This is a genomic window from Microvirga sp. jy35, assembly GCF_056148915.1.
Genome location: NZ_JBWBEW010000030.1, coordinates 17,712 through 41,327, shown reverse-complemented (window position 1 = coordinate 41,327; position 23,616 = coordinate 17,712). Strand labels below are relative to the sequence as shown.

At 63.3% G+C, this 23,616-nt stretch carries 25 protein-coding genes; 24 read left to right on the top strand and 1 reads right to left on the bottom strand.

What is annotated here, in order from left to right:
* Positions 1–14 precede the first annotated feature (14 nt).
* The 5 genes from AC0QTX_RS19355 to AC0QTX_RS19335 all read left to right on the top strand — a co-directional run bounded on the left by AC0QTX_RS19355 (position 15) and on the right by AC0QTX_RS19335 (position 5,906).
* Complete coding sequence (locus AC0QTX_RS19355; RefSeq protein ID WP_474605452.1) at positions 15–671, top strand: DsbA family protein; 657 nt, start codon at positions 15–17, stop codon at positions 669–671.
* Positions 672–741: 70 nt separating this feature from the next.
* Complete coding sequence (locus AC0QTX_RS19350) at positions 742–2,445, top strand: acyl-CoA dehydrogenase family protein (RefSeq protein WP_474605451.1); 1,704 nt, start codon at positions 742–744, stop codon at positions 2,443–2,445.
* A gap of 462 nt (positions 2,446–2,907) precedes the next feature.
* The gene (locus AC0QTX_RS19345; protein ID WP_474605450.1) at positions 2,908–3,930 is read left to right on the top strand and encodes a DUF2279 domain-containing protein; all 1,023 of its coding nucleotides are present in this window, start codon (positions 2,908–2,910) and stop codon (positions 3,928–3,930) included.
* A 323-nt stretch (positions 3,931–4,253) separates the two neighbouring features.
* Positions 4,254–5,297, top strand: coding sequence for a hypothetical protein (locus AC0QTX_RS19340; protein ID WP_474605449.1), 1,044 nt, complete (start codon positions 4,254–4,256; stop codon positions 5,295–5,297).
* 393 nt (positions 5,298–5,690) lie between these two features.
* Complete coding sequence (locus AC0QTX_RS19335; RefSeq protein WP_474605448.1) at positions 5,691–5,906, top strand: hypothetical protein; 216 nt, start codon at positions 5,691–5,693, stop codon at positions 5,904–5,906.
* 197 nt (positions 5,907–6,103) lie between these two features.
* On the opposite strand, the gene AC0QTX_RS19330 is transcribed toward AC0QTX_RS19335, so the two are convergent.
* The gene (locus AC0QTX_RS19330; protein ID WP_474605447.1) at positions 6,104–7,099 is read right to left on the bottom strand and encodes a LysR family transcriptional regulator; all 996 of its coding nucleotides are present in this window, start codon (positions 7,097–7,099) and stop codon (positions 6,104–6,106) included.
* 18 nt (positions 7,100–7,117) lie between these two features.
* Here AC0QTX_RS19330 and AC0QTX_RS19325 point away from each other — a divergent pair, with 18 nt between their 5' ends.
* The 19 genes from AC0QTX_RS19325 to dmeF all read left to right on the top strand — a co-directional run bounded on the left by AC0QTX_RS19325 (position 7,118) and on the right by dmeF (position 23,604).
* Positions 7,118–8,320 (top strand): aminotransferase class I/II-fold pyridoxal phosphate-dependent enzyme, encoded by a 1,203-nt coding sequence (locus AC0QTX_RS19325; protein ID WP_474605446.1) that lies wholly within the window; start codon positions 7,118–7,120, stop codon positions 8,318–8,320.
* A gap of 40 nt (positions 8,321–8,360) precedes the next feature.
* Positions 8,361–8,993 (top strand): RraA family protein, encoded by a 633-nt coding sequence (locus tag AC0QTX_RS19320; RefSeq protein ID WP_474605445.1) that lies wholly within the window; start codon positions 8,361–8,363, stop codon positions 8,991–8,993.
* A gap of 57 nt (positions 8,994–9,050) precedes the next feature.
* Positions 9,051–9,884 (top strand): ABC transporter substrate-binding protein, encoded by an 834-nt coding sequence (locus AC0QTX_RS19315; protein ID WP_474605444.1) that lies wholly within the window; start codon positions 9,051–9,053, stop codon positions 9,882–9,884.
* 66 nt (positions 9,885–9,950) lie between these two features.
* Positions 9,951–10,649, top strand: coding sequence for an amino acid ABC transporter permease (locus AC0QTX_RS19310; protein ID WP_474605443.1), 699 nt, complete (start codon positions 9,951–9,953; stop codon positions 10,647–10,649).
* A gap of 2 nt (positions 10,650–10,651) precedes the next feature.
* Positions 10,652–11,398 (top strand): amino acid ABC transporter permease, encoded by a 747-nt coding sequence (locus AC0QTX_RS19305; protein ID WP_474605442.1) that lies wholly within the window; start codon positions 10,652–10,654, stop codon positions 11,396–11,398.
* On the top strand, positions 11,395–12,123 hold the full coding sequence (locus AC0QTX_RS19300; RefSeq protein WP_474605441.1) for an amino acid ABC transporter ATP-binding protein: 729 nt from the start codon (positions 11,395–11,397) through the stop codon (positions 12,121–12,123). The genes AC0QTX_RS19305 and AC0QTX_RS19300 overlap by 4 nt, the downstream gene beginning before the upstream one ends.
* Positions 12,124–12,369: 246 nt before the next feature.
* Positions 12,370–13,125 (top strand): alpha/beta fold hydrolase, encoded by a 756-nt coding sequence (locus tag AC0QTX_RS19295; protein WP_474605440.1) that lies wholly within the window; start codon positions 12,370–12,372, stop codon positions 13,123–13,125.
* Positions 13,126–13,739: 614 nt separating this feature from the next.
* Positions 13,740–13,949: a hypothetical protein gene (locus tag AC0QTX_RS19290; RefSeq protein WP_474605439.1), complete on the top strand. Its 210-nt coding sequence runs from the start codon at positions 13,740–13,742 to the stop codon at positions 13,947–13,949.
* A gap of 195 nt (positions 13,950–14,144) precedes the next feature.
* Positions 14,145–14,372: a hypothetical protein gene (locus AC0QTX_RS19285; RefSeq protein WP_474605438.1), complete on the top strand. Its 228-nt coding sequence runs from the start codon at positions 14,145–14,147 to the stop codon at positions 14,370–14,372.
* 154 nt (positions 14,373–14,526) lie between these two features.
* On the top strand, positions 14,527–14,793 hold the full coding sequence (locus AC0QTX_RS19280; RefSeq protein ID WP_474605437.1) for a heavy-metal-associated domain-containing protein: 267 nt from the start codon (positions 14,527–14,529) through the stop codon (positions 14,791–14,793).
* Positions 14,794–14,854: 61 nt separating this feature from the next.
* Positions 14,855–15,085: a heavy-metal-associated domain-containing protein gene (locus AC0QTX_RS19275; RefSeq protein WP_474605436.1), complete on the top strand. Its 231-nt coding sequence runs from the start codon at positions 14,855–14,857 to the stop codon at positions 15,083–15,085.
* Positions 15,086–15,095: 10 nt separating this feature from the next.
* Positions 15,096–15,602, top strand: a complete 507-nt coding sequence (locus tag AC0QTX_RS19270; protein ID WP_474605435.1) for a DUF4396 domain-containing protein — start codon at positions 15,096–15,098, stop codon at positions 15,600–15,602.
* A gap of 69 nt (positions 15,603–15,671) precedes the next feature.
* On the top strand, positions 15,672–16,100 hold the full coding sequence (locus tag AC0QTX_RS19265) for a cupredoxin domain-containing protein (RefSeq protein ID WP_474605434.1): 429 nt from the start codon (positions 15,672–15,674) through the stop codon (positions 16,098–16,100).
* Between the two features lie 133 nt (positions 16,101–16,233).
* Entirely contained in the window at positions 16,234–16,698 is a 465-nt protein-coding gene (locus AC0QTX_RS19260; RefSeq protein WP_474605433.1) for a hypothetical protein, read from the top strand.
* Between the two features lie 63 nt (positions 16,699–16,761).
* Positions 16,762–18,483 (top strand): efflux RND transporter periplasmic adaptor subunit, encoded by a 1,722-nt coding sequence (locus tag AC0QTX_RS19255; protein ID WP_474605432.1) that lies wholly within the window; start codon positions 16,762–16,764, stop codon positions 18,481–18,483.
* A gap of 7 nt (positions 18,484–18,490) precedes the next feature.
* Positions 18,491–21,616, top strand: a complete 3,126-nt coding sequence (locus AC0QTX_RS19250; RefSeq protein WP_474605431.1) for an efflux RND transporter permease subunit — start codon at positions 18,491–18,493, stop codon at positions 21,614–21,616.
* A gap of 23 nt (positions 21,617–21,639) precedes the next feature.
* On the top strand, positions 21,640–22,014 hold the full coding sequence (locus AC0QTX_RS19245) for a hypothetical protein (protein WP_474605430.1): 375 nt from the start codon (positions 21,640–21,642) through the stop codon (positions 22,012–22,014).
* Positions 22,015–22,040: 26 nt separating this feature from the next.
* Positions 22,041–22,478: a CopM family metallochaperone gene (copM, locus tag AC0QTX_RS19240; protein ID WP_474605429.1), complete on the top strand. Its 438-nt coding sequence runs from the start codon at positions 22,041–22,043 to the stop codon at positions 22,476–22,478.
* A 115-nt stretch (positions 22,479–22,593) separates the two neighbouring features.
* On the top strand, positions 22,594–23,604 hold the full coding sequence (gene dmeF, locus AC0QTX_RS19235; RefSeq protein ID WP_474605428.1) for a CDF family Co(II)/Ni(II) efflux transporter DmeF: 1,011 nt from the start codon (positions 22,594–22,596) through the stop codon (positions 23,602–23,604).
* The last annotated feature ends 12 nt before the right edge of the window (positions 23,605–23,616 follow it).

Here is a 23,616-nt window from a genome sequence, read left to right as displayed (position 1 = left end):
GCAGGGGGATGGGGATGGAAGCGACTTGGTACTTCGACGTTGTGTCACCGTACGCTTATCTCGCCCTGGGCGAGGTTGAGGAGTTGGGCCGTACGATCCCGATCACGTACAAACCCGTCCTGTTCGCGGGCCTGCTCAAGCACTACGGACATCTTGGCCCCGCCGAGATCCCCTCGAAGCGCATCCACACCTACCGCCTGTGCATCTTCGAGGCTCAGCGGCGCGGGATTGATCTGCGCTTCCCCCCGGTTCACCCCTTCAATCCGCTTCGAGCGCTTCGCGTCCTGTGCGCCCTCGGCGCCGAGCCAGGAGTGGTTCGGCGCGTCATGGATTACGTTTGGCGCGAGGGGCATGATCCTAATGAGGACGGTGCCTGGGAGGAGCTGTGGCAAGATCTCGGGATTGACCGTTCAGACCGCCAGGGAGACGGCGCCGCGGCCAAGGCGGCCCTGCGTCGCAACACGGACGAAGCCATTGCCCAGGGGGTCTTCGGGGTGCCCACTCTCGTCATAGGTCGCGAGCTCTTCTGGGGTGTCGATGCGCTGCCGCTTGCGCGGGCCTACCTCTCCGACCCGGATCTTTTCCGAACCGGAAGGATGGCGTCTGTCGATACGATCGCGAACCCGTTGGCTCGATCAGCCCAGCAAGTGACTGCTGCTCCAACAGTATGAAGCCGCTGGGCTTCGCGTCTGATAGGCCGAATGGATGTGATCCAATGATAAAAATTGTCTGGAGGCTCCCATGATCATGGCTTTCTCGCCCCAAGCGGCCACCGACCGCTACGGCACGCACAAGGTTCTCAACCAGGCTCAGCCTGCCACTGGGTTCAACGCCTTCACGGGCGATGTAGTCCTCAAGGCCGCCATCGAGCGCGAGGCACCCTGGGCGGCGGATCGCTGCAAGGCACTTGGGGCACTCGCGGGCGATGAGCACGTGCAGGAGCTGGCCCGCTTGGCGAACCGCCATCTGCCCGAACTTAAGACGCATGACCGCTTCGGCAACCGCATCGACTGGGTCGACTTCCACCCGAGCTGGCACGAGCTGATGTCGCTGGCGTGGAAGCACGAAGTCTCTAACCTCGCTTGGCGCACCAACCAGAAGAACGGGCACTATGCCCGGGCAGTGCTGTCCTACGTCTGGAACCAGGTCGAGCAGGGGACGGCCTGCCCAACAGGCATGGCCTATGCCTCCTATGCAGGCTTCGCGGCCGAACCTGCGCTCGCCATCTGGGCCGAGAAGGCCAAGGGAACGGAATACGAATTCAGCCGCAGGGAAGTGGGTGACAAACCGTCGGTCGTCATCGGTTACGCGATGACGGAGAAGCAGGGCGGCTCGGATTTGCGTGAGACGCAGACCACGGCGCGCTTCTCGCATTCCGCCGACTATCACGGCAAGACGGCTCATTGGTACGAGATGACCGGTCACAAGTGGTTCTGCTCGGTGCCGCAGTCCGACGGTTTCTTCACGCTGGCCAAGGTCGATGGAGGGGTGACCTGCTTCTTCCTGCCCCGAACCTTGCCCGACGGCAGCTACAACCGGTTCTTCGTGCAGCGGCTTAAGGATAAGGCGGGCAACAAGTCAAACGCCTCGAGTGAGGTGGAGTATGCCGGAACGCTGGCCATCCGCGTCGGCGAGGAGGGCAAGGGCATTCGGGAGATCCTCTCGCACGCGCACCTGACCCGGCTTGACTTTGCTGTCGGCTCGGCCGGCCTCATGCGCCAGTCGTTGACCCTTGCCTTGAACCATACGACGACCCGCGACGCCTTCGGCACCACGATCGCGGATCGGCCGATGATGACCAATGTGCTGGCCGACATGGCCGTTGAAGTTGAGGCGGCGACGCTGATGGCGCTGCGTGTGGCCCGTGCCACCGATGATCTGGACACCGTCGAGCATGAGCGGCTGCTTGCCCGTGTGGCAACACCTGCCGCCAAATTCTTCAACTGCTCGCGGGCGCCGTCCATCGCTTACGAGGCGCTGCAATGTCATGGTGGTAACGGCTTCATCGAGGAAAACCCGATGGCTCGGCTGTACCGTGAAGCCCCGCTCAACAGCATCTGGGAAGGCACGGCCAACATGATGTGCATGGACGTGCGCCGCGCGATGATCAAGGACCCACGCACCATCGACGCTCTGTTCGATGAAGTGAGGCCTCTGAAGGGCCAGGACGCACGCTTCGATGCAATGATCCAGCACACCGAGATCTTGGTGCGTGAGGCGGTCAAAGATGAATTCCTCGCCCGTCCGATGACCGAGGCGGTAGCCCGCCTTCTTCAGGGGGCTGAACTGCTGCGTTACAGTACGCAGCAGGTAAACGATATCTTCCTCGGCACACGCCCCCCGGGCGTCTCGGGCGCGTGGGGCTCCCACTACGGAACCCTGGCCATGACAGTCACCCAGTCTGTCGCCAAGACCGTCATGGAACGCGCCATGGTTTCCCGGTGACAATCATCGGCACGAGCCTGGATCCTGCTGGAGCGAGCTTCATGGCGGCGGGGCAATACTTGATCAATGAGACTACTCGACTGAAGCGCGGATGCTTAGCCACCCGAAGGTAACCTTCCCTGCCGTAAAGATCGCGGAGCCCCGGACGTTGATCAGAGCTCCCCTCCCCTTTGGGTTTCACCCGGCGCAAGGTCCGGGTTGGGTCACCCGAGGAAATTGCTGAGGCCTCGGGAATGTCTGTTGCCCCCTTTGTCAGCAGACATTTGGTCTACTTCGTGAATGTGCCATTTCCAGATGTTCCTTGTTTCAAGGGAGTGCGTCAGCCAATTGCGCCTTGAGGCTTCGTTTACCTTTGTGGCCAGTTATCCGTCCCCTGCGGCAGATCGCTTCCGCCAAGGGGGTTGAGTTCCGCCACTTGCCATAGAAAGGTACGGCAAGGGGGCGCTGGAAGAGGATCGGCCAATGCGGGTGGTTGCCTTCGTTGCTTGTCTTGCAATCCTGGGCGCTGCCTTGCGCCCCGAGACACCCTTAGCGCAGGAGCAGCCTGCGAGAGCGCCCGCGGTCGCGGCCACCTCGACTCCGCCGACTATGGCGGAAAACCTTGAGCCAACGCCTCTCCCTCCGACGTTCTACTCGCTCAGCCAGCTAGGCGATCATCTGCATGCGGTCCGATGGGAACTCGCTGTCGTTGGGGCCGCCATCGTCACCGTCGGTATCAAGGACTGGGATTGGGGCAACACCTCCGGGTTCCAGACCATCGAGGAAGGATGGTTTTCCAGGAACACCCGGCACGGCGGCATGGACAAGATCGGCCACTCGTTCTCGACCTACGTCATTGCCGACCTTCTGACGGACAGGATCCGGGCGAATGCGTCCAATCCCACGGGCGCTCCGATCACGGCCGCACTCGTCGCATTCGGCATCATGGGGTTGGTGGAGACCGTTGACGGCTTCACCGGCCGGCACCGCTTCTCGCGCGAGGACATCGTCGCCAACGGCGTTGGCGCGCTGTTCTCAGTCTTCCGGAATTCCGTCCCGGGGCTGCGGGAGAAGCTGGACTGGCGGATCATGTACACGCCTGCGAGCTTTGAGCGACCGGGCATCACAGGGGAAAACGGTATTCTGCCCCCATACGAGCGCCAGCGGTACATCATAGCGCTGAAGGGCAGCGGATTTGAAACGCTCAAGAACACGCCTCTACGCTACGTCGAACTGCACGCCGGCTTCGATGCGCGCGGCTTTGAGGACAAGGAGCGCGAGCTCGGCTACCCGATTGAACGATCCTTCTATGTTGGGGTCGGACTGAACCTGAACGAGGTCCTCTTCGGAGCCGGACCCCATCCGAACTTCGCCAGATACAGGGACAGGCTGCCGAGCTGGGCTGTTCGGAAAACCTTTGAATATGTCCAGGTGCCTTACACGTCGGTTTATGCCGAGAGCCGCTTCTCGACGATCCGCCGTGTGGGCACAACATTCCAGGACTAGGCATACGGAAAGCGCTGGCCGCTCAGGCTCTCAGAGCCCACTGGAGGCGAAAAGCGATAGCTCTCGAACGTTGGCTCAGCGTCAGCCCAATGGCAGCGAGCGCGATGATGTCTGGGGAGATCTGATGATCGCAACGTGGCTGGATCTGGCGCGAACGTATGCGCAAATCCTTATCAACCATTATCCCGCGACGGAACGAGGCTGATAGGCTGATGGGAAACCGCGAGGATCGTTACTTTGCCTCGGAAACAACCTCCTCGTTTTCGGAAACCATGATGTCGAAATCACATTAGATAGGGCGGTCCCTGGCAAGGCGTCACGCGATGTCCGTCTTCTCGCTCGTCAATCCTGACCTCATCCTTAAGGCCCTGAACCTCGCGGGCGAGGAACTCCGCGACCGGAGAATGCTGGGCGAGATCATGGTCTGCTCCGGCCACGTCTTCCTCCTGCACTATGGATGGAACGATGACGGCAACCCCATCGAACAGGTCGACATCTCGTTCGATGGCAAAAGTGGTCCCATACGACAGGCCTGCGAACGGGCAGGACAGGTCGTATGGCTTCCCGATGGCTGGGTCGAGCGCCTCCTGCCCAGACTGTGCCGGGATGGCACCCCGCAGTCTGGCGACTTCCCCACCGGGATGTATCCCTCGTGGGAAAGGCCCGGGCTTCGGGTACTGGCGGCTCCGCCCCATCTCCTACTCGCAATGGTGTTCCTCGCCACTATGCGTCCAATGCCCGACACCACTGTCGAGGACCTGGAGGGAGCCTTCCGGATCGCAGCCGATGCTGGCATCAGGACGGGTAAGGGCCTCAGAAAGCTTGTCATGCCGTACATCCAGAGGAGGACGGATGAGGACAGTGACTTGCGGAAGGTTGTCGAGTGGAGACTGTCCACGTTCGAGCAGGGCCTCGATCGCTTCGGCTTGGGACCGCCATTGAAGTACAAGCCGAAGTCGCTTGCCGATGTGGCTGAACTTATTCGCGGGAATCCAGACTGGTTCCACCACGCCATGTACCAGTTCCAGGAGGCCTTCTACTTGGAGCAGGACAGGCACACCCAGCAGGCGATGCTCGATCCGGCGCCCGTGCCGCTAGACCTTGACTGGAACGACGCGTGGATCGGTGCCATCGGGGAGCATTTGGCTCAGCGCTGGAGCCTCAGGGTGCCTTGCTGGACACAGGAGGAGCCATTCATGGGTAACGGCATTCCCGACTTCTGGTCCACGGAGCCGACGGCACGGGACATCGAGATCGTGGAGACGCCTCCGGCATTCCGTCGAAGACTGCTTTTCACATCGGCGGAGCCGCTCATGAGCGCGAAGTTCCCGAGCCACATGAAGCCGCGAATGCCGTATTGGATTTGAGGGAGATCTTTCCTCTTTCGGTTTGTAGCTTCTCAATGCTCAATCTACGCCACTGCTCGGCTTGATTAGCCTGTCGATCCGTTTTCCTGCTCATTGGATGCTGTGTAGGAAGCACAGGATCAGCAAACCTGTGCCGGAAATTTTCTGCTGAAGATGTCTGCTTTACCCTTCAAAGCTGACAAAACCGCAATGTCTCAGATGTGCCATTTCCAGACCTTCAGCAGTTGGCGAATTCCAATCCACTCAGGCACGCATGAACGCCAGATACCTGAACCTGGTTCTACAAACATTCGGGCTGTCCCCACATTCCACAAACACTGAACAAAGCAAGAACATTTCGGTAGTGTCCCAGCCCCAGAATCAGTAACCTCGCTCTCCATGATGGAGGTGACGATGACTGACCAGACACAGACCGTATCCGACCTGGACGAGATGAACGCTCAAGTCCTAGCCGTGATCGGGGCTTGCGGAGGTGACCCGAAACTGGCGATCAGGGCCCTCCTCGTCGAGCAGGAGATCCTGGAGCAGCGGATCGCGCGTTTGGCATCGGCACTCTCGTTCGGATACGTCCGCGGCCGAACCGGCATCAATCCACGGCATTCCGGCTGACGTGCCGACCCGCCCCGGAGGTCCGATCACATGCAGCATGGTCATTCGAGACGGTCCCGGCGCATGATGACGGTGATATCGCCAGCAAGCTGCTCGAGGCCCTGCGCTCTACCCGGCATCTTCTCACCCGGGCGTTGGCCCACATCCCGATCGGCTGTGCGGAGTACTGACTTTGGCGCAGCGTCAACAGGCGATAGTCATGGTTTCGCGAGGCCCTCCGAGAAATCGCAAAGCTCCCGCATTAGCTCCGCGAGTGCCCCGATGAACTGCGAGGGATGATCTTGCCGAAAAATGGCTAGGTACGGGATCTCAGGCAGTAGTGGCTTCGTCTCGATGATCCTCAGCCTTCCATCGTCGATCAGGTGCTTAAAGCAGAGCCGTGGCAAGTGGCTGATGCCGAGTCCCGATACCGTCATGCCAACAACCGCCATCAAGCTGTCGGTGATCAAAACGCGTTCGAATACGAGCCGCTCGGACAGGAGCCACTTGGCCAGGTGAGATCCCGCTCCGGAACGGCCTCCCTGCAGCAGCAGCGGATAAGATACTAGCTCCTGCACGGGAAGAACCCGGCCTTGTCCTGTAAAGCCCGGCTTTTCCATCCAGCCGAAGTCGACCTTCGCCAAGTGGACTGTTTTCACGTTAGTTTCGTTGAATACATCGGGACAGACGATGATATCGAGCTGGCCGCTCTGAAGGCTCTCGTACAGCGTACGACTGCTTGAGACTTCAAGATCGATTGTGATGCCCGGGTACCTTTCTTGAATTGCGAAGATCAGCTGAGGAAGCCAAGTGATAGCGGTCAGCTCGGTGACGCCGATCCGCACCCGGCGCTGGATCCTCGCGCGACTACCAGACTTGATCGCTGCGACCTCATCCCGAAGCTCGAGCATCTTGCGCGCGATCTCGAGCACTTCCTCGCCACGTTGCGTCAGCTTTGAACCGCGCTGGGACCGATCGAAAAGCGCGAAGCCGACGGTAGCCTCTAGCTCGTTCATGCGCTTCGAAATTGCTGACTGCGTCGTGTTGAGTCTGGCAGCAGCACGTTCGAACGTTCCGAGCTGGGCGATCCAGACGAGTGCTTCAATTTGCCGGAGCGAGAGCATTGTCATGCCAAAAAGTGATGGATTGGCATGATTTAATATCTCTTTTTTCAATAACCGGTCAACATTAGCCTGAAGTTCGTCAAGATCCACCTGAGCGGGAGGCGTGAGATGACGATCGGGCTTGCGGAACGCGTTATCGCGTTGAAACCTTCGGCAAGCATCGTTGCCAAGCAGAAGGTCCTGGAACTGCAGGCCGCAGGCAAGACTGTGATCGACCTCACCATCGGCGAACCCGACCTGAATACGCCGGCCCACATCGTCAGTGCAGCCACTTCGGCCGCGGAAGGTGGGGACACGCACTATACCGTTCCGATGGGTACGCCCGCTCTCCGCAAGGCGATTATCGAGAAACTCAGACGAGACAACGCCCTGGACTACGCCTTGAACGAGGTGATCGTCGGCGTCGGCGCCAAGCAGCTCATATATGAGGCCTTCGCGGCGACCCTGAACAAGGGCGACGAGGTGATCGTCCCGGCACCTTACTGGGTCAGCTACCCCGACATCGCCACGATCCACGGCGGCAAGCCCATCACCGCGCCCTGCCCGGAAGGGAACGGCTTCAAGCTCACGCCAGAGACCTTGAGGGCCGCTATTTCGCCCCGGACGAAGTGGCTGGTGCTCAACTCACCGAACAACCCAACGGGCACGGTCTACTCCCGAGAGGACCTGTCGGCGCTGGCGGAGGTGCTGCGCGGGTCGCCTCACGTGTCGGTCATGACTGACGAGATCTACGAGCACCTCACCTACGAAGGAAAGGCTCTGAGCCTGGGCGAGGTGGCGCCGGACCTGAAGGACCGTCTCCTGATCGTAAACGGCGTTAGCAAGGCTTATGCGATGACGGGCTGGCGCATCGGCTACGCGGCCGGTCCGGCCGCTCTGATCGCCGCCATGAACAAGCTGATCGGCCAGAGCACGTCGTGTGCGAGTTCCGTGAGTCAGGCGGCTGCTGCCGCTGCCCTTTCCGGGGACCAAGCCTGTGTGGCAGAGGCTACCGAGACATTCCGGAAGCGCCGCGACCGCATGTTCGTGCTGCTGGACGGCACTCCCGGCATGGACATCCGCAAGCCGGAGGGGGCGTTCTACTTCTATCCGTCCGTCGCCGGCCTGATCGGGAAAACCACGCCCGACGGCAAGGTCCTGACGTCCGACCTCGATGTGTCTCTCTATCTGCTCGAGAGCGCCCATGTGGCTGTCCTCGACGGAAGCGCCTACGGCATGTCTCCCTATCTCCGGATGTCGTTCGGCGGGGCGATGGAAGACATAGAGGCCGGCTGCCGGGCCATCCGCAAGGCCTGCAAGGCTCTCGTTTAGGACCCGTGGTCCGACGCAATTCCAAAACAAAAGGACAACGATGTCGACAGTTGCAGCCCACGATGATCTTTCCGATGCGTTGCTGTCCGAGTTCCGCACAGCGGCGACGGCGGTGATCAGTGACAATCTTGAGCGCCTGCCGGGCGCGGTTGGCCTGCATCCGTTCCATCGCATTGCCGGCACGATGGTCGGCCGGGCGTTCACCGTCAAAGTCGCCGCAGGCGACAACCTCTTCATCCACAAGGCACTGGACCTGGCTCAACCGGGTGATGTTGTCGTGGTGGACGGCGGCGGCGAGACGTCCCGTGCGCTCATCGGTGAAATCATGGTCGCGATTGCTAAGAGCCGGAAGCTCGCTGGTTTCGTGATTGATGGCGCAATCCGTGACAGCGGCACCATAGGTTGTGACGATTTTCCTGTCTTTGCACGCGCTGCCATCCACCGGGGGCCATACAAGCACGGTCCGGGCGCGATCGGAGAGTCGGTCTGCATTGGCGGAATGGTCATTAACCCAGGCGACATCGTAGTGGGTGATGCTGACGGGGTGGTCGCGTTCCCAGTGACGGTAGCCAGCGAACTCCTCCAGGCGGTCCGAGCCCAAGAGCGCAAGGAAGAAGAAATGCTTCGGCAGATCGCCGAAGGAACTTATGTTGGAGCCTACGCACAGGCCTGACTACTGAGGGCTTTCAGCCTGTATATGCCGAAATAACAACGTGAGGGAAACGCAACTATGAAACTCAAGTGCTTCACAATTGCCCTGGTGGCCACGGTGCTATCCGTCGGCACCGGCACCGCCGACCAGCTGGCTGACATCAAGTCCCGCGGCACGCTGATCTGCGGAACGCTGGGAACGGCCGAGCCGTTCAGTTTTGCCAATCCCAGCACCCGCGAGATCGTCGGCTACGACATCGACCTTTGCAAGGCGATTGCCGATGACATAGGCGTGAAGCTGCAGATGAAGCCGATGTCGGTTGAGGCGCGCATTCCTGAACTCGTTCAGGCACGCGTAGATGTCCTTGCCGGAAACCTCGGGTACACGCCCGAGCGCGCCCAGCAGATCGCCTATACCACAGCGTACTTCGTCAGCCTCCAGAAGCTTCTCGTGAAGGCCGACTCCAACTTTTCCAAGATCGACGATCTCGCAAAAAGCAAAATCAGCGCACCTAAGGGATCAAGCTCCGAACGTTATGTGCGCGAGGCTCTCCCCCAGGCGACGCTGCTGACCTTCCAAGATCCGCCGTCGGCATTCATGGCGCTTGCTCAATCGAAGGTCGACGCAATGATCTTGTCCGAGATCAACGCGGAGAAATTCGTCGCGCAGACCGGCGAGAAGTTCAAGTTCATTGACCAGCCAGTGGCGGAAGAGTTCTGGGGCCTCGGCATTCGCAAGAACGAGCCAGCCCTTCTGGAGCAGGTAAACGCTACGCTGAAGCGCCTCGAGGAGAGCGGTGAAGGCCAGAAGATCTTCGACAAATGGCTCGGCGAAACGACCGTCTATAAGATGAAGAAGCCGTTCAAGTTCGACAAGCCTGTCAGCGATCCGGTCCTGCGCCCAGCGTCTTGATACAGGTACCATGAGCTTCAGTACCTAGTCCTGTGACTGGGGACTGACTGCATCTAGAGGATTGCCATGGGCTATGTGTTTGATTTCTCGGCCGTCCTTACAGACCAGTACATCGACTGGCTCTTGGCGGGCATTCGCGTCACGCTGCTGCTGGCTGCGGGCGCATGGGTGCTTGCGTTCGTACTGGGCACAACCTTGGCAGTATTAAGAGCGACGGGTTTCCGGCCCGCCGTCTGGTTCGTTTCCATCTTCGTCGAGATCCACCAGAACATCCCGCTGCTGGTGCAGATCCTGTTCTGGTACTTCGCCATGCCGGAGATCCTTCCGGAAGCTTGGCGTGAATGGTTAAACCGCAACAACAGCGAGTTCATCCTCGCTATGATTGCCATCGCGCTCTGTCACGCCGCCTACATCTCCGAGGCGCTCCGGAGCGGCCTCCGTGCAGTGCCGGTGACGCAGTATGAGGCCGGGCGCTCGTTCGGCTTCAACTACATTCAGACAATGTCGTACATCGTGGTACCGCAGGCCCTCCGACTGTCGATACCGCCATTGGTCAATCACTCACTGCTGCTCTTTAAGAACACTTCAATCGCAATCGCGATTGGCGTCCATGAACTGACCTACCAGACGCGCCAGATCGATAGCGACACCTTCCGTACCTTCGAGATATTCCTGGTCGCTACGGGCCTCTACCTCCTTCTCTCCTTCATCATCATGGCCGTCGGCAACTTGGCTGAACGCCGCCTCAGCATGCGGGTCCGATAACCATGCTGGAGATCATTCAGAACAACTGGGTGTTGCTTTTCATTGGCCAGTATCCGAACGGCCCTTTGGGGGGCATCGTCGCGACGCTTCTGCTCGCGGTCGCCGGACTGGCGCTAGCATTTCCTGTGGCGGTACTTCTTGCCGTTGCTCGCATCAGCCCATTTCGCTGGGTAAGCCTGCCAGCAGCCTCCATCGTTCACGTGGTACGGGGCACTCCCTTCCTGATGGTCCTTTTCTGGAGCTACTTCGCGCTGCCGGTCCTCATCGGACGGCCGCTCAGTGGCTTCTGGACCCTGGTCGGAGCGCTGGTGCTCTACGAGAGCGCCTATCTGGCCGAGGTCATCCGCGCAGGCATCCAGGCACTGCCTAAGGGACAGGAGGAAGCGGCTCGCTCGCTGGGCTTCGGCTACTTCCGGACTCTCACGCTCGTAATTCTGCCACAGGCGCTCTACAACTCGCTACCGGCGCTCATCGGCCAGTTCGTCTCGCTAATTAAGGAGACCTCGCTCGGTTATGTGATCTCGGTCAACGAGTTTACCTATGCGGCCGCCCAGCTGAACAGTCAGCTCCTTGTCCAGCCTGTGGAAGTCTTCACCATCCTCGCCGTAACCTATTTCATTATCTGCTTCACGCTCACGCAATCGGCACGCTGGCTTGAACAGCGTATCGCACGCAGCCGCCAAGGCACGACCGGGGGACGCGGGGCGCAACCCCAGACAAATATTCTGGCCACGGAACCGATGCCATGATCCGCTTCGACAAAGTCAATAAATGGTACGGGCCAGATATTCAGGTCCTCAACGATATCACCGCCGAGGTAAGCAAGGGTGAGGTGGTCGTCCTATGCGGCCCCTCCGGGTCGGGCAAGACCACGCTCATCCGCACCATCAACCGCCTAGAGCCAATCAACAGCGGAAAGATTACGGTCAACGGACAGGAGACCCATGCCAAGACGGTTAACGTCAACCGTCTGCGAAGGGACATTGGCTTCGTCTTCCAGCAGTTTAACCTCTTCCCGCACATGAGCGTGATGGACAACATCACCCTGGCTCCGCGTAAGCTCCGCGGCATGAGCCGAGTCGAGGCCGAAGAAAAGGCGCGGACGTTGCTTGCCCGCGTGGGCTTGGAAGACAAGGCCGGATCCTATCCTAGCCAGTTGTCCGGCGGGCAGAGCCAACGGGTCGCCATTGCACGGTCGCTCGCCATGGATCCGCCGATCATCCTGTTCGACGAGCCAACCTCGGCGCTAGACCCGGAAATGGTTGGGGAAGTGCTGGCCGTCATCAAGGGCCTCGCACACACGGGCATCACCATGATGTGCGTCACTCACGAGATGGGGTTTGCCCGTGAGGTGGCGGACCGTGTCTGGTTTCTCGACAAAGGTGTTCTTCTGGAAGACGCGAAGCCAGACGCGTTCTTCGCCAGCCCCAAGCATCCCCGCGCGCAACGTTTCCTCGCAGACCTGCGGCACTAGCCACTCCGATTTGGGCTGCTAGGTGCTCAAGCGTGCCATAAGCAGTTCGCCCGCGTCTAAATTCTCAGGCTTCTATGGGATCCACCGCCGGGCAGATAGTACAACCTTATCGCCTTCCTGTTTAGCCTCTCAGCAGACAAGCCCAAGCGCAGGGTCAGGCTTCATGGCTTTGCTCGCCTGAGCGGAAATTCTGTGGTTTGTGAGGTGTAAGGAATGCGCGCGGTCCGGTAGCAAGGAGAGCATAGGATGGAACTGAGGGCGGAGGGCCGGACGGAGAGCCGCTCGGCTGGTGCTGAACGAGCCGCGTTAATCCTGATCCCTGGCCTACTCAACGATGCTGAGCTCTGGCGCGATCAGGTTAGCGGGCTTTCCGGGATCGCGACGTGCCATATTGCCGACATCACCAAGGGCGGGACCCTAAGGGAACTAGCCCAGAGCGTACTGGCCGACGCACCGGCGCGCTTTGCGCTCGCCGGGTTCTCCCTGGGGGGATATGTGGCTCAGGAGATCGCCCGCCTTGCCCATGACCGGATCACGCATCTCGCCCTCCTCGATACGTCCTTTCGCTCCGATACATCGGAGCGACTGGCTGGTCGGCATGCACTCAATAAGGCGGCTCTTGCGCCCGGCAGGTTCCACGGTTTCGGCGATCGCCTCCTGACCACCTACCTCGATCCTTCCCATGTCGCGGATGAGCGGATCGTTGCGAGGATTAGGGCCATGACGGAGCGACTCGGCGCGGAGACCTTCGTCAGGCAGAACGGCATCGAACGAAAGGACGGCACCAATGTCCTTCGGTCCCTGACATGCCCCGTCATGATCCTGTGCGGCGAGAACGATCGGGTGACGCCCCTGGCAGACCACTACGAGATGGCCCGTCTGGTTCCACAGGCGAAGCTGGTCGTCATTCCCAGGAGTGGGCACATGACCCCGCTCGAGAACCCTGCCGCTGTCATCGAGGCGCTTCGGGACTGGCTGCTTGAACCGTACAAGGATCCATAGTCGGATTTTCCTCTGCCGAGCACGCGCAAGGACCTATCGTTGGAGCTGGCGGGAGAAATCGCAAACGTCCGCTATCATGTCCTCGATTGCCGAAACGAAAGCGGAGGAGTGGTCGCTCCGGTCCATGATGCGCTCCGTCAGGCCCGGCGGAAATCGCCGGCAAACCTTGGCACCGGCAGTGTCCGCTGAGGGTCAAAATTTCACATTCCGAGAGCTCACCAAGCGTCGGCTCTTGAGGGCTGAAGCGGACCAAGCGCTTACGTCTCAGAAGTGCCAGGAGCGGCCATTCGCAATCATCCGGATCTGCGGCACACCGTCAGTGAAAGGCATTGCCGAAATGAAAAAGCCCAGGCTCCGGGGCGAACGGACAGGATGCCTTCGCATCTCTGCCTCGCGCACTACGGGCCTGGGCTGATCGGCTACCAGACGGGCGCTCGCATTGTCAGGCAAGCGCAGGAACAGACCGAACCGGAGTACATCCGTCCGTGCACGATCTCATCGAAGCTGGCGGTGACGCCCGTCGCTTCGAAGTCCACATACGATGTCCGCTGGGGTAAACCTGATATGGGGATTGAAATACAATTCGCAAGGGTCACGGAGGCAGGGCAACCAGAATGACGACAGTGATGCTCGTCGGAGCGACAGGCCTGGTCGGCGGGGCAGTCCTGCGGCAGGCGCAGAGTGATACCCGCGTGGACCGGATCGTCGCCCCGACCCGGCGCGAACTGCCGCCCCATCCGAAACTCGAAAACCCACTGGTTGATTTCGAGCACCTGCCGGCCGATGCGCCGTGGTGGGCCGTAGACAGCGTGATCTGCACCTAGGGAACCACGATCCGCAAGGCAGGCTCGCAGGAGGCCTTCCGCCGGGTTGACTACGACTACCCACTCGCCGTCGCGCGGCTCGCCCGGCAGCACGGTGCGCAAGCTTTTGCCCTGAACTCAGCAACAGGAGCCGATCCCGGATCACGCTTCTTCTACAACCGGGTCAAAGGCGAGGTGGAGGAGGCGCTTCGGGCTGTGGAGTTCCCATCCTTGACCATCGTGCGTCCTGCCCTGATCGGTGGCGACCGGGACGAGTTCCGGCCCGCGGAGTTCGCGGCCATGCGGGTCTTGCGACTGGCCGAACCGCTTCTACCCCGCCGCTATCGCATCGTGCCGCACGAGCACATAGCTAGGGTTCTGCTGGAGGCGGCGGTCACCGCCCCGCGCGGGGAACACATTGTCGAGTCCGACGCCATCATCTGAGGGGCGACGCGGACAAGGCGCATGGATCGCTACTTCACCCGGGCAATTCCAATGTCCATACGGTTCGAGGATGATCTGCGAGAAGGCGCTTGACCTTCCCATGATGGGAAGGTGCACCGTCTGCACATTGTCAACGCCAACCGGAGTTCAGACCATGTGCGGATGCAGCACCCACCAAGCTCAGTCGAGCACCACCACGGAGCGGGATCCCACGGCCGTGATCCTCAAGGTCGAGGACATGACCTGCGGGCACTGCGCCAGCACGATCACCAAGGCCATCGAGGCTGGGCTGCCAGATACCCGCGTGCAGGCGGATCCGGCCACCAAGCTCGTCTCAATCCAAGGCACGCAAGACGTCGCCAAGGTCGAGGCTCTGATCACCGGTGCCGGCTACACCCCGTCTATTCCGGCGCTCGGATAAGCGCAGGCGGGATCCTGGCCTCGCCAGATCCCGCTGGCTGCCACAATCAAGGACCCGGACCATGCACCGCCTCCAGGCATACAACCTCTTCCACATCCCAAAGATGATGTGCGACCGCTGCGTCGCCGCCCTGACCAGCGCCCTGCACGCCTTAGACGGGTTTGCCCGTGTCGAGGCCGACCTGATGGCGCGGACCGTTCGGGTCGTCTCACGGCATTACGAGTCCGCACTCCTGCGAACCCTGCGCGAGGCCGGCTTTGACGCCGAGCCTGTCCTGCAACCTCTCGGCTAAGGAGATCGTCATGCAGACCCACGCTCATCACCACCATGCCCATCACGATCACCAGGGTCACCACGGCTCACAGGCCGCTGCCCCGAGCCTAAACCGCGTGGCCTTCAGCGCCACCGTCCACTGCCTTACGGGCTGTGCCATCGGTGAGGTGCTCGGCATGGTGATCGGCACCGCCCTGGGCTGGGGCGCCGGCGCGACCATCGCGCTGGCGGTCACGCTTGCCTTCCTGTTCGGCTACGCGCTCACGATGCTGCCCCTGCTGCGCAGCGGGATGGCATTCGGCACCGCGGTCGGATTGGCCTTTGCCTCGGACACCGCCTCGATCACCCTCATGGAGATCGTCGACAATGCCATCATGCTGGTGATCCCGGGGGCCATGGACGCGCCGCTGTCGAGCCCGCTCTTCTGGGGCAGCCTTGCGGTCGCCCTCGTGATCGCCGGTGCGTTCGCCTTCCCGCTCAACCGCTGGCTCATCGCCCGCGGGCGGGGGCACGCCCTCGTGCACGCCCACCACTGAAGGAGACCGGTCATTCGTGTTCTTCCAAGGATACTGGCGGCCACGGCACTGGCCCTTGTGCCGACTTCGGTGGCCTGGGCCGACCCGGGCCATGCCGGCCATGACCACGCCGTCGAAGCGGCCTACAGACGTCCCGGCGATCCCGCCAAGGGCGGCCGCGTCATCCAGGTCGTCATGAAGGAGACCAACAGCGGCATGGCCTTTGCGCCGGAGCGGATCGAGGTCGCCAAGGGTGAGCAGGTCCAGTTCGTCCTGCGCAACGGCGGCGAACTCGACCACGAGCTCGTCATCGGCACCGTCGAGGCCAACCGCCAGCATGCGGAGGCCATGGCCGCCCACCCCGACATGGCGCACGAGGATCCGAACGCCAAGCGCCTGAACCCGAAGACCTCCGGCGTGCTGCGCTGGCAGTTCACCCAGGCCAGGACGTTCGAGTATGCCTGCCTGATCCCTGGCCACCGCGAGGCCGGAATGGTTGGAACGGTGGTGGTGCGATGAAGGCCCGGTTTGCCATGGCGAACGAATCCGCCATAACAGGCCCCGCGGCCCACAGTGGCCACAAAGACCCTAGAGGTAACGGTTTGGAAACCGGCTGCCCATCAGATCATTACCTGATGTCAGGAGCGAATCGTTGAACACCCTGTGGACCCACTTCCGTCGTCTCGTCGCGAGCCTGATGCTCGTGGCCATGGCGTCGTTCGTGCTCCACGGCGGCGCCATGGCGGGCATGCACCAGCATGGCCCAGGCTCGACGGAATGCGCACCGGCTGCCCCGGCGGGGCACACGCACCAGGCCTCTGTTCACGACCACTCCTCCGCGCATGCCCACCCGGGCGCGCATAACCATGCGGACGGTGCCGCCCATCAGCACGCCGACACGGCCTTGGACACGGTCGACGCCGGGGATCCTGCCTCCGACGCGAAGCCTTCGCCCTGCTGTGCGAGCGTCTGCGCCATCGCAATGACGGCCATCGGCTCAGATGCCATGTCCGCACCGATGGGCATCGCGGTCGCGCTCCTGCCCACGTCCCAGAACGGCTCGGGCATGAGCCTCGACGGCCTCAAGCGCCCGCCACGAACCCCCAGCATCGCGTAACCGAGCGACCGGCCTGACGCCGCGTCGCTCCCGACGACGTGCTCATGACCCGGGGTTCTCCCAATGTTTACCCGTTCGAACGGCGCCCTGCGCCGCATCCAGGCCATTCTGGCCGGCCTGGGCCTTCTGACCACCATCGCCGCCGCGGCGGTCGCCCATGAGGGGCACGACCACGGCGCCCCGCCGCCCGCCGCGGTGACCACCGGCAATCCGCGGGTCACCGCCCAGTCGGATGCCTACGAGCTCGTCGGCGTCCTCCGCGGCGACCGCCTTGGGATCTATCTCGACCGCTTCGCCTCCAACGAGCCCGTGACAGACGCCAAGATCGCGGTGACCGTCGGCGGCGACGAGGAAGCCCAGGCCGAAGCCGCTCCCGACGGCACCTACACGGTGACCTCGCCCAAGTTCGCGGGCGAAGGCCCGCTGGAGCTCATCTTCGCCGTCACCGCTCCAAGCGGCGACGACCTGCTGATCGGCACCCTGCAGCTGCCCGCCAAGGCAGTCGCCACGGCTCCGGCCCCGGCGCGGGGCACCCCGCTCCAGGTCCTGCAGAACACCCCGACCGTGCGGCTCGGCAGCATCGAGGTGGCCACCCCCTACGTGATCGCCGGCGTCGCGCTCGCGCTCGGCTTCCTGCTCGGCCTTGTGGCCCGGAGCCGCAGGAGGCTGGTGCCCGTCGCGGGCATGGCGCTCGTCGTGCTCGTCGTCTCGACGGCCTATGCCTTCGCCCATGAGGGACATGACCATGGGGCCGATGCGGCCAAGGCCGCTCTCCCCGCCGGCGACACCCCACGCCGCCTGCCGGACGGCACGGTGTTCGTGCCCAAGCCGAGCCAGCGCCTGCTCAACCTGCGCACCACCATGACGAAGCCGGAGGAGGCGCAGAAGGCCGTGAGCCTGATCGGGCGCGTCATCGCCGATCCGAACCGCTCCGGCCTCGTGCAGAGCATCAACGGCGGGCGCATCATCGCTCCCGAGAAGGGGCTCCCCCGCATCGGGCAGGCGGTCAGGAAGGGTGACGTGCTCGCCCTGGTCGAGCAGGCGGTGCCCCAGGCCGACCGCACCACGCTGTCCGAGCGCGTGGGCGAGATCGAGCAGGAGATCGCGGTCGCCGAGACCAAGCTCAAGCGCGTGCGCCAGCTCTCGGATCGCGGCGTCGCGCCGCCGAGCCAGGTCACCGACGCCGAGATCGAGCTGGAGGGGCTGCGCCGCCGCCGCGAGATCGTGCGCCAGACGCGGATCGAGTCCGAGGTCCTGCGCGCCCCCATCGACGGCACCATCGCCGCCGCACGTGTGGTCCCCGGCCAGGTGGTCGCCTCCCAGGACATCGTCTTCCAGATCCTCGACCCGAAGGGGCTCTGGGTCGAGGCGCTCGTCTACGGCGAGATCGATCCCGCCAAGGTCACCGGCGCCAGCGCCACCGCCGTCGACGGCACGCCGCTGAAGCTCGCCTTCCAGGGTTTCAGCAAGGCGCTCCAGCAGCAGGCCACGGTCGTGCAGTTCGCCATCGAGAACCCGCCGGGCAACCTGTCGGTCGGCTCGCCGGTCACGGTCTTCGCGCAGAACGGAGCCTCCGTCAGGGACATCATCATGCCGCGTGACGCAGTCGTGCGCGGCGCCAACGGCGAGGCTGTCGTCTGGCGCCACACGGATCACGAGCGATTCGAGGCACGGCCCGTGCGGACCGAGCCCTTCGACGCCACCCGGCTCGTCATCCGGGCCGGCGTCGCCGAGGGCGAGCGGATCGTGATCCGCGGCTCCGAGCTCATCAACCAGATCCGGTGAGGCGGCGATGTTCAATTTCCTCGTCAGCAACAGCCTGAAGAACCGCCTCTTCGTCATCGCGGCGGCGCTCGTCCTCGTCGCCTACGGCTCGTGGATCCTGCCGCGGGTGCCGGTGGACGTGTTCCCGGACCTCAACCGCCCCACCGTCACCCTGATGACCGAGGCGGAGGGCCTCGCCCCGCAAGAGGTGGAGCAGCTCGTCACCTACCCACTGGAGACCGCAATGAACGGGATGCCGGGCGTCACGCGCGTCCGCTCCGTCTCCGGTGTCGGCCTCTCCATCGTCTATGTCGAGTTCGACTGGAGCACGGACATCTACCGCTCGCGCCAGCTCGTCGCCGAGCGCCTGGCGCTCGTGGGCGAGCAGCTCCCAACCGGCGTCACCCCGCAGATGGGCCCCGTGACCTCGATCATGGGCGAGATCATGCTGGTCGCGGTCACCAGCGACACGGTCTCCCCGATGGAGGTGCGCGAGATCGCCGACTTCATCATCCGGCCGCAGCTCCTCACCATCGCGGGCGTCGCCCAGGTCATCCCCATTGGCGGCGAGGTCCGGCAGTACCGCATCGTGCCGAACATCGCGGCCCTGCAGGCGCTCGACGTCACGCACGAGCAGATCGAGGCCGCCGTCACCCGCTTCGGCACCAACACCGGCGGCGGCTTCGTCGACCAGCACGGGCGCGAGTACCTCATCCGCAACGTGGGTGTCACAAAACGGCTGGAGGACCTGCGCAACACCGTGGTGGTGCACAAGCAGGGCCAGCCGGTCTTCCTGCACCAGGTCGCGCAGGTCGACTTCGCCCCGCGCGTGAAGCGCGGCGACGCCGGCTTCCAGGGCAAGCCCGCCGTGATCGTGTCGATCCAGAAGCAGCCGGGCGCCGACACGGTCGACGTGACGACCAAGATCGAGGCCGCGCTGGCCGAGATCCAGAAAACGCTGCCGCAGGGCGTGTCGGCCACGAACCTGCAGTTCCGGCAGGCCACCTTCATCGAGACCTCAGTCGATAACGTGAAGCGGGTGCTGCTGGAGGCAGCCGCCGTGGTCGCCATCATCCTGATCCTGTTCCTGATGAACGTGCGGGCGACCGTGATCTCGCTGACGGCGATCCCGATCTCGATCCTGGTGACGGTGCTGGTCTTCAACGCCTTCGGGCTCACCATCAACACCATGACGCTGGGCGGGTTGGCCATCGCCATCGGCGAGCTCGTCGACGACGCGGTGGTCGACGTCGAGAACATCCTGCGCCGGCTCAAGGAGAACCGGGAACTCTCCGACCCTAGGCCGGTGCTGGAGGTGATCGCGGCGGCAAGCCAGGAGGTGCGGTCCGGCATCGTCTACGCGACGATGATCATCATCCTGGTGTTCATCCCGCTCTTCGCCCTGTCCGGCATCGAGGGACGCCTCTTCGCCCCGCTGGGCGTGGCCTACATCGTGTCGATCCTGGCCTCGCTCGTCACCTCGATCACCGTGACGCCGGTGCTGGCCTACTACCTGCTCTCCGGGCGAGTGAAGGGACACGAGCACGACAGCTTCGTGGTCCGACACCTCAAGCGCGGCAACGCGGCCCTGCTGCGCTGGGCCTTCGGGCACCGGGGGATCTTGTTCACCACCATCCTGCTGGGCGTCGGCCTGGCGGCCTACGGGGCGACGCTGCTGCCCCGCGCCTTCCTGCCGCCGTTCAACGAAGGCACGCTCACGATCAGCCTCGCCTACAATCCCGGCATCGCTCTGGCCGAGAGCCACCGGCTCGGGTTGGTGGCCGAAGGCCTGATCAAGGACGTGCCTGAGGTGATCTCGGTCGGGCGTCGCACGGGCCGCGCCGAGCTCGACGAGCACGCCGAGGGCGTGCACTCGTCCGAGATCGACGTCGACCTGAAGCGGTCGGAGCGCTCGAAGGAGGAGGTCATGGGCGACATCCGCGCCCGTCTGGCCGTCCTGCCGGCGACGCTCAACGTCGGACAGCCGATCTCGCACCGCCTCGACCACATGCTCTCGGGAGTGCGCGCCGAGATCGCGCTCAAGATCTACGGCGAGGACATCGACACGCTGCGCACGTTGGCGGAAGGCTTGCGCGAGCGCCTCTCAGGCGTGGAAGGTCTCGTCGATCTCCAGGTCGAGAAGCAGGTGCGCATCCCGCAGCTGCGCATCGACGTCGATTATGAGAAGGCCGCCCTCTACGGCCTCACGCCGGCGACGGTGACCCAGGGCCTGGAGACGATGTCGAACGGGCGCACGGTCTCGCAGATCGTCGAGGGCAACCGCCGCTTCGACGTGGTGATGCGCCTGTCCGACCAGGATCGCTCCACCACCGGCCTGGGCGACCTGCTGATCGCCACGCCGACGGGCCACGTGCCGCTGCGCATGATCGCGGCGGTCCAGGAGACGGACGGGCCGAACCAGGTGCTGCGCGAGAACGGCCAGCGCCGGATCGCGGTCCTCGGCAACACCGACGGCAAGCGCGACATGGCGGCCATCATCGCCGACATCCGCCGCATCACCGGGGAGACGCAATGGCCGCAGGGCTACGTCACCCGCCTGGAGGGCACCTTCCAGGCGCAGGAGGAGGCGACGCTCCGGATCGGGGCGCTCTCCCTCCTCTCTCTCGCGATGGTGTTCGTGGTGCTCTACAGCCGCTACCAGTCGCCAGCCTTGGCGCTGATCATCATGGGCAACATCCCGTTGGCGCTCATCGGCAGCGTGATCGCCCTCAACATCGCCGGCCAGCCGCTCTCGGTCGCGTCGATGATCGGCTTCATCACGCTCGCCGGCATCTCGGCCCGCAACGGCATCCTGAAGGTCTCGCACTACATCAACCTCGCGCTCTACGAAGGCGAGCAGTTCGGCAAGGACCTTGTGATCCGCGGCAGCCTGGAGCGGCTGACACCGGTGCTGATGACGGCCCTGTCCGCCGGCCTCGCGCTCATCCCGCTCCTGATCGGGGCGGACGAGCCCGGGCGCGAGATCCTGCACCCGGTGGCGGTGACGATCTTCGGCGGGCTGATCTCGGCGACGCTGATCGACACCTTCCTCACCCCGGTCCTGTTCCTGACCTTCGGCCGCAAACCGCTGGAACGCATCCAGGCCAGCCGTGAGGGCCGCGCCGGCGGCCTCACCCCTGCGGAAGCCTTCTGATCCACGACACAAGGAGAAACACCATGAAGCATCTTATCCTCGCCCTTGCCATCGCAGCCTCGCCTCTGGCAGCCGCTGCTCACGAGATGGCGAAGGGCCCGAACGGCGGCCCGGTCGTCGACAGCGCCGGCCACCACGTCGAGATGGTCGCCAAGGGCTCCGAGCTCGTCCTCTTCCTCACCGAGTCGGACGACAAGCCGCTCGCGTCCGCAGGCACGAAGAACGCCCGTGCCATCGTGCAGGACGGCGGCAAGACGGCGACCGTTCAACTCCAGCCGGCCGAGCCCAACAAGCTCGTCGGCTCCCTGGCCCAGCCGCTCGGGTCGGGCGCCCGCGTGGTTGTCTCGGCCACTATGGCCGACGGCCACGCCGTGCAGGCCCGCTTCGTCAATAACTGAGCTTTCCTGACAGCAAGGAGAAAACGATGAAGATGATCACCAAGACTATCGCCGCCCTCGCGATCACCGCCCTAGCAGGCGTGGCGTACGCGCAGACCTCGCACCAGGGTCACGGCAGCATGCAGATGTCCGGCGCCATGCCCATGGGCAACATGGACCCGGCCGCGATGCAGAAGATGATGCAGGACATGATGCCGTCGCCGAACGATCCGCCCTCGACCAAGGACTTCAAGGCGGCGGACATGAAGATGATGCACAACATGCACGTGCCCTACACCGGCAACCCGGACGTGGACTTCCGCACCCACATGATCCCGCACCACCAGGGCGCCGTCGAGATGGCGAAGGTCGCCCTCAAGCACGCCAAGGATCCCGAGACGAAGCGGATGGCCCAGAAGATCATCGACGATCAGGAGAAGGAGATCGCCGAGATGCAGGACTGGCTCAAGAAGAACGGCAAGTAGGATCCCCATGGCCGGTTGTCGGCCAAGATGTACGCCCCTAACCCGGAGCGGCCATGGGCCGCTCCCCAGAACCAGTTGAGGCTCCATCTAAGTCGTGAGCAACGAGAGCGATCAGATGCACCATCATACCCTGCACGATTGGCAGCACGAGCATGTCTTCCTTGGCGAACACCACGACCGCCACGAGCGGCGCACTTGGCTCGTGGTCGGGCTGACGGCGGCGATGATGGTCGCCGAGATCGTCGCCGGGACGATCTTCGGGTCCATGGCGCTGGTCGCCGACGGCTGGCACATGTCGACCCATGCCGCGGCGCTCGCCATTGCTGCGCTGGCCTATCGCTTCGCGCGCAAGCACGCCCACGATCCCCGCTTCTCGTTCGGGACCGGCAAGGTCGGCGAGCTCGCGGCGTTCTCCAGCGCGATCATCCTGGCGCTCATTGCTCTGCTCATCGGCTACGAGAGCCTCGTGCGCCTGATGAACCCGGTACCGATCCAGTTTGGCGAAGCGACGGTGGTTGCGGTGATCGGGCTCGCCGTGAACCTCGCCAGCGCCTGGCTGCTGGCCGGTGACCATCATCACGGCCATGATCACGGTCATCATCATGGCCACGGCGATAAGCACGATCATGACCATGAAGATCACCACCACGGCCATACGCACGGCAATCAACATCATCATGGCGGCGACACGAACATCCGCGCCGCCTACCTGCACGTTCTCGCCGACGCCCTGACCTCAGTTCTCGCCATCGTGGCGCTGCTTGCCGGTCGCTTCTATGGCTGGAGCTGGCTCGATCCCGTGATGGGCGTGGTGGGCGCTGTCGTCATCGCGCAGTGGTCATGGGGGCTGATCCGCACAGCCGGCGCCACCCTCCTCGACGCGGTCCCCGACCAGACGCTTGCACGGTCGGTGCGCGAACGCATCGAGGTCGGCGAGGACCGCGTGACGGACCTCCACCTCTGGCGCTTGGGGCCCGGCCATGCCGGCCTGATCGTCGCGGTCGTATCGGACGCCCCTCATTCGCCCGAAGTCTACAAGCAGCGGCTCTCAGGCATCGAAGGCCTATCGCATGTGACCGTCGAGGTCCATGCTTGTCCCAATCACCCGCAGCGCGAGGCAGCCTGATCGGCTGCCGGA

Coding starts and splice junctions, on each gene's coding strand:
- AC0QTX_RS19355 (WP_474605452.1), top strand. CDS start 15: ATGGAAGCGACTTGGTACTTCGACGTTGTGTCACCGTACGCTTATCTC.
- AC0QTX_RS19350 (WP_474605451.1), top strand. CDS start 742: ATGATCATGGCTTTCTCGCCCCAAGCGGCCACCGACCGCTACGGCACG.
- AC0QTX_RS19345 (WP_474605450.1), top strand. CDS start 2,908: ATGCGGGTGGTTGCCTTCGTTGCTTGTCTTGCAATCCTGGGCGCTGCC.
- AC0QTX_RS19340 (WP_474605449.1), top strand. CDS start 4,254: ATGTCCGTCTTCTCGCTCGTCAATCCTGACCTCATCCTTAAGGCCCTG.
- AC0QTX_RS19335 (WP_474605448.1), top strand. CDS start 5,691: ATGACTGACCAGACACAGACCGTATCCGACCTGGACGAGATGAACGCT.
- AC0QTX_RS19325 (WP_474605446.1), top strand. CDS start 7,118: ATGACGATCGGGCTTGCGGAACGCGTTATCGCGTTGAAACCTTCGGCA.
- AC0QTX_RS19320 (WP_474605445.1), top strand. CDS start 8,361: ATGTCGACAGTTGCAGCCCACGATGATCTTTCCGATGCGTTGCTGTCC.
- AC0QTX_RS19315 (WP_474605444.1), top strand. CDS start 9,051: ATGAAACTCAAGTGCTTCACAATTGCCCTGGTGGCCACGGTGCTATCC.
- AC0QTX_RS19310 (WP_474605443.1), top strand. CDS start 9,951: ATGGGCTATGTGTTTGATTTCTCGGCCGTCCTTACAGACCAGTACATC.
- AC0QTX_RS19305 (WP_474605442.1), top strand. CDS start 10,652: ATGCTGGAGATCATTCAGAACAACTGGGTGTTGCTTTTCATTGGCCAG.
- AC0QTX_RS19300 (WP_474605441.1), top strand. CDS start 11,395: ATGATCCGCTTCGACAAAGTCAATAAATGGTACGGGCCAGATATTCAG.
- AC0QTX_RS19295 (WP_474605440.1), top strand. CDS start 12,370: ATGGAACTGAGGGCGGAGGGCCGGACGGAGAGCCGCTCGGCTGGTGCT.
- AC0QTX_RS19290 (WP_474605439.1), top strand. CDS start 13,740: ATGACGACAGTGATGCTCGTCGGAGCGACAGGCCTGGTCGGCGGGGCA.
- AC0QTX_RS19280 (WP_474605437.1), top strand. CDS start 14,527: ATGTGCGGATGCAGCACCCACCAAGCTCAGTCGAGCACCACCACGGAG.
- AC0QTX_RS19275 (WP_474605436.1), top strand. CDS start 14,855: ATGCACCGCCTCCAGGCATACAACCTCTTCCACATCCCAAAGATGATG.
- AC0QTX_RS19270 (WP_474605435.1), top strand. CDS start 15,096: ATGCAGACCCACGCTCATCACCACCATGCCCATCACGATCACCAGGGT.
- AC0QTX_RS19255 (WP_474605432.1), top strand. CDS start 16,762: ATGTTTACCCGTTCGAACGGCGCCCTGCGCCGCATCCAGGCCATTCTG.
- AC0QTX_RS19250 (WP_474605431.1), top strand. CDS start 18,491: ATGTTCAATTTCCTCGTCAGCAACAGCCTGAAGAACCGCCTCTTCGTC.
- AC0QTX_RS19245 (WP_474605430.1), top strand. CDS start 21,640: ATGAAGCATCTTATCCTCGCCCTTGCCATCGCAGCCTCGCCTCTGGCA.
- copM (WP_474605429.1), top strand. CDS start 22,041: ATGAAGATGATCACCAAGACTATCGCCGCCCTCGCGATCACCGCCCTA.
- dmeF (WP_474605428.1), top strand. CDS start 22,594: ATGCACCATCATACCCTGCACGATTGGCAGCACGAGCATGTCTTCCTT.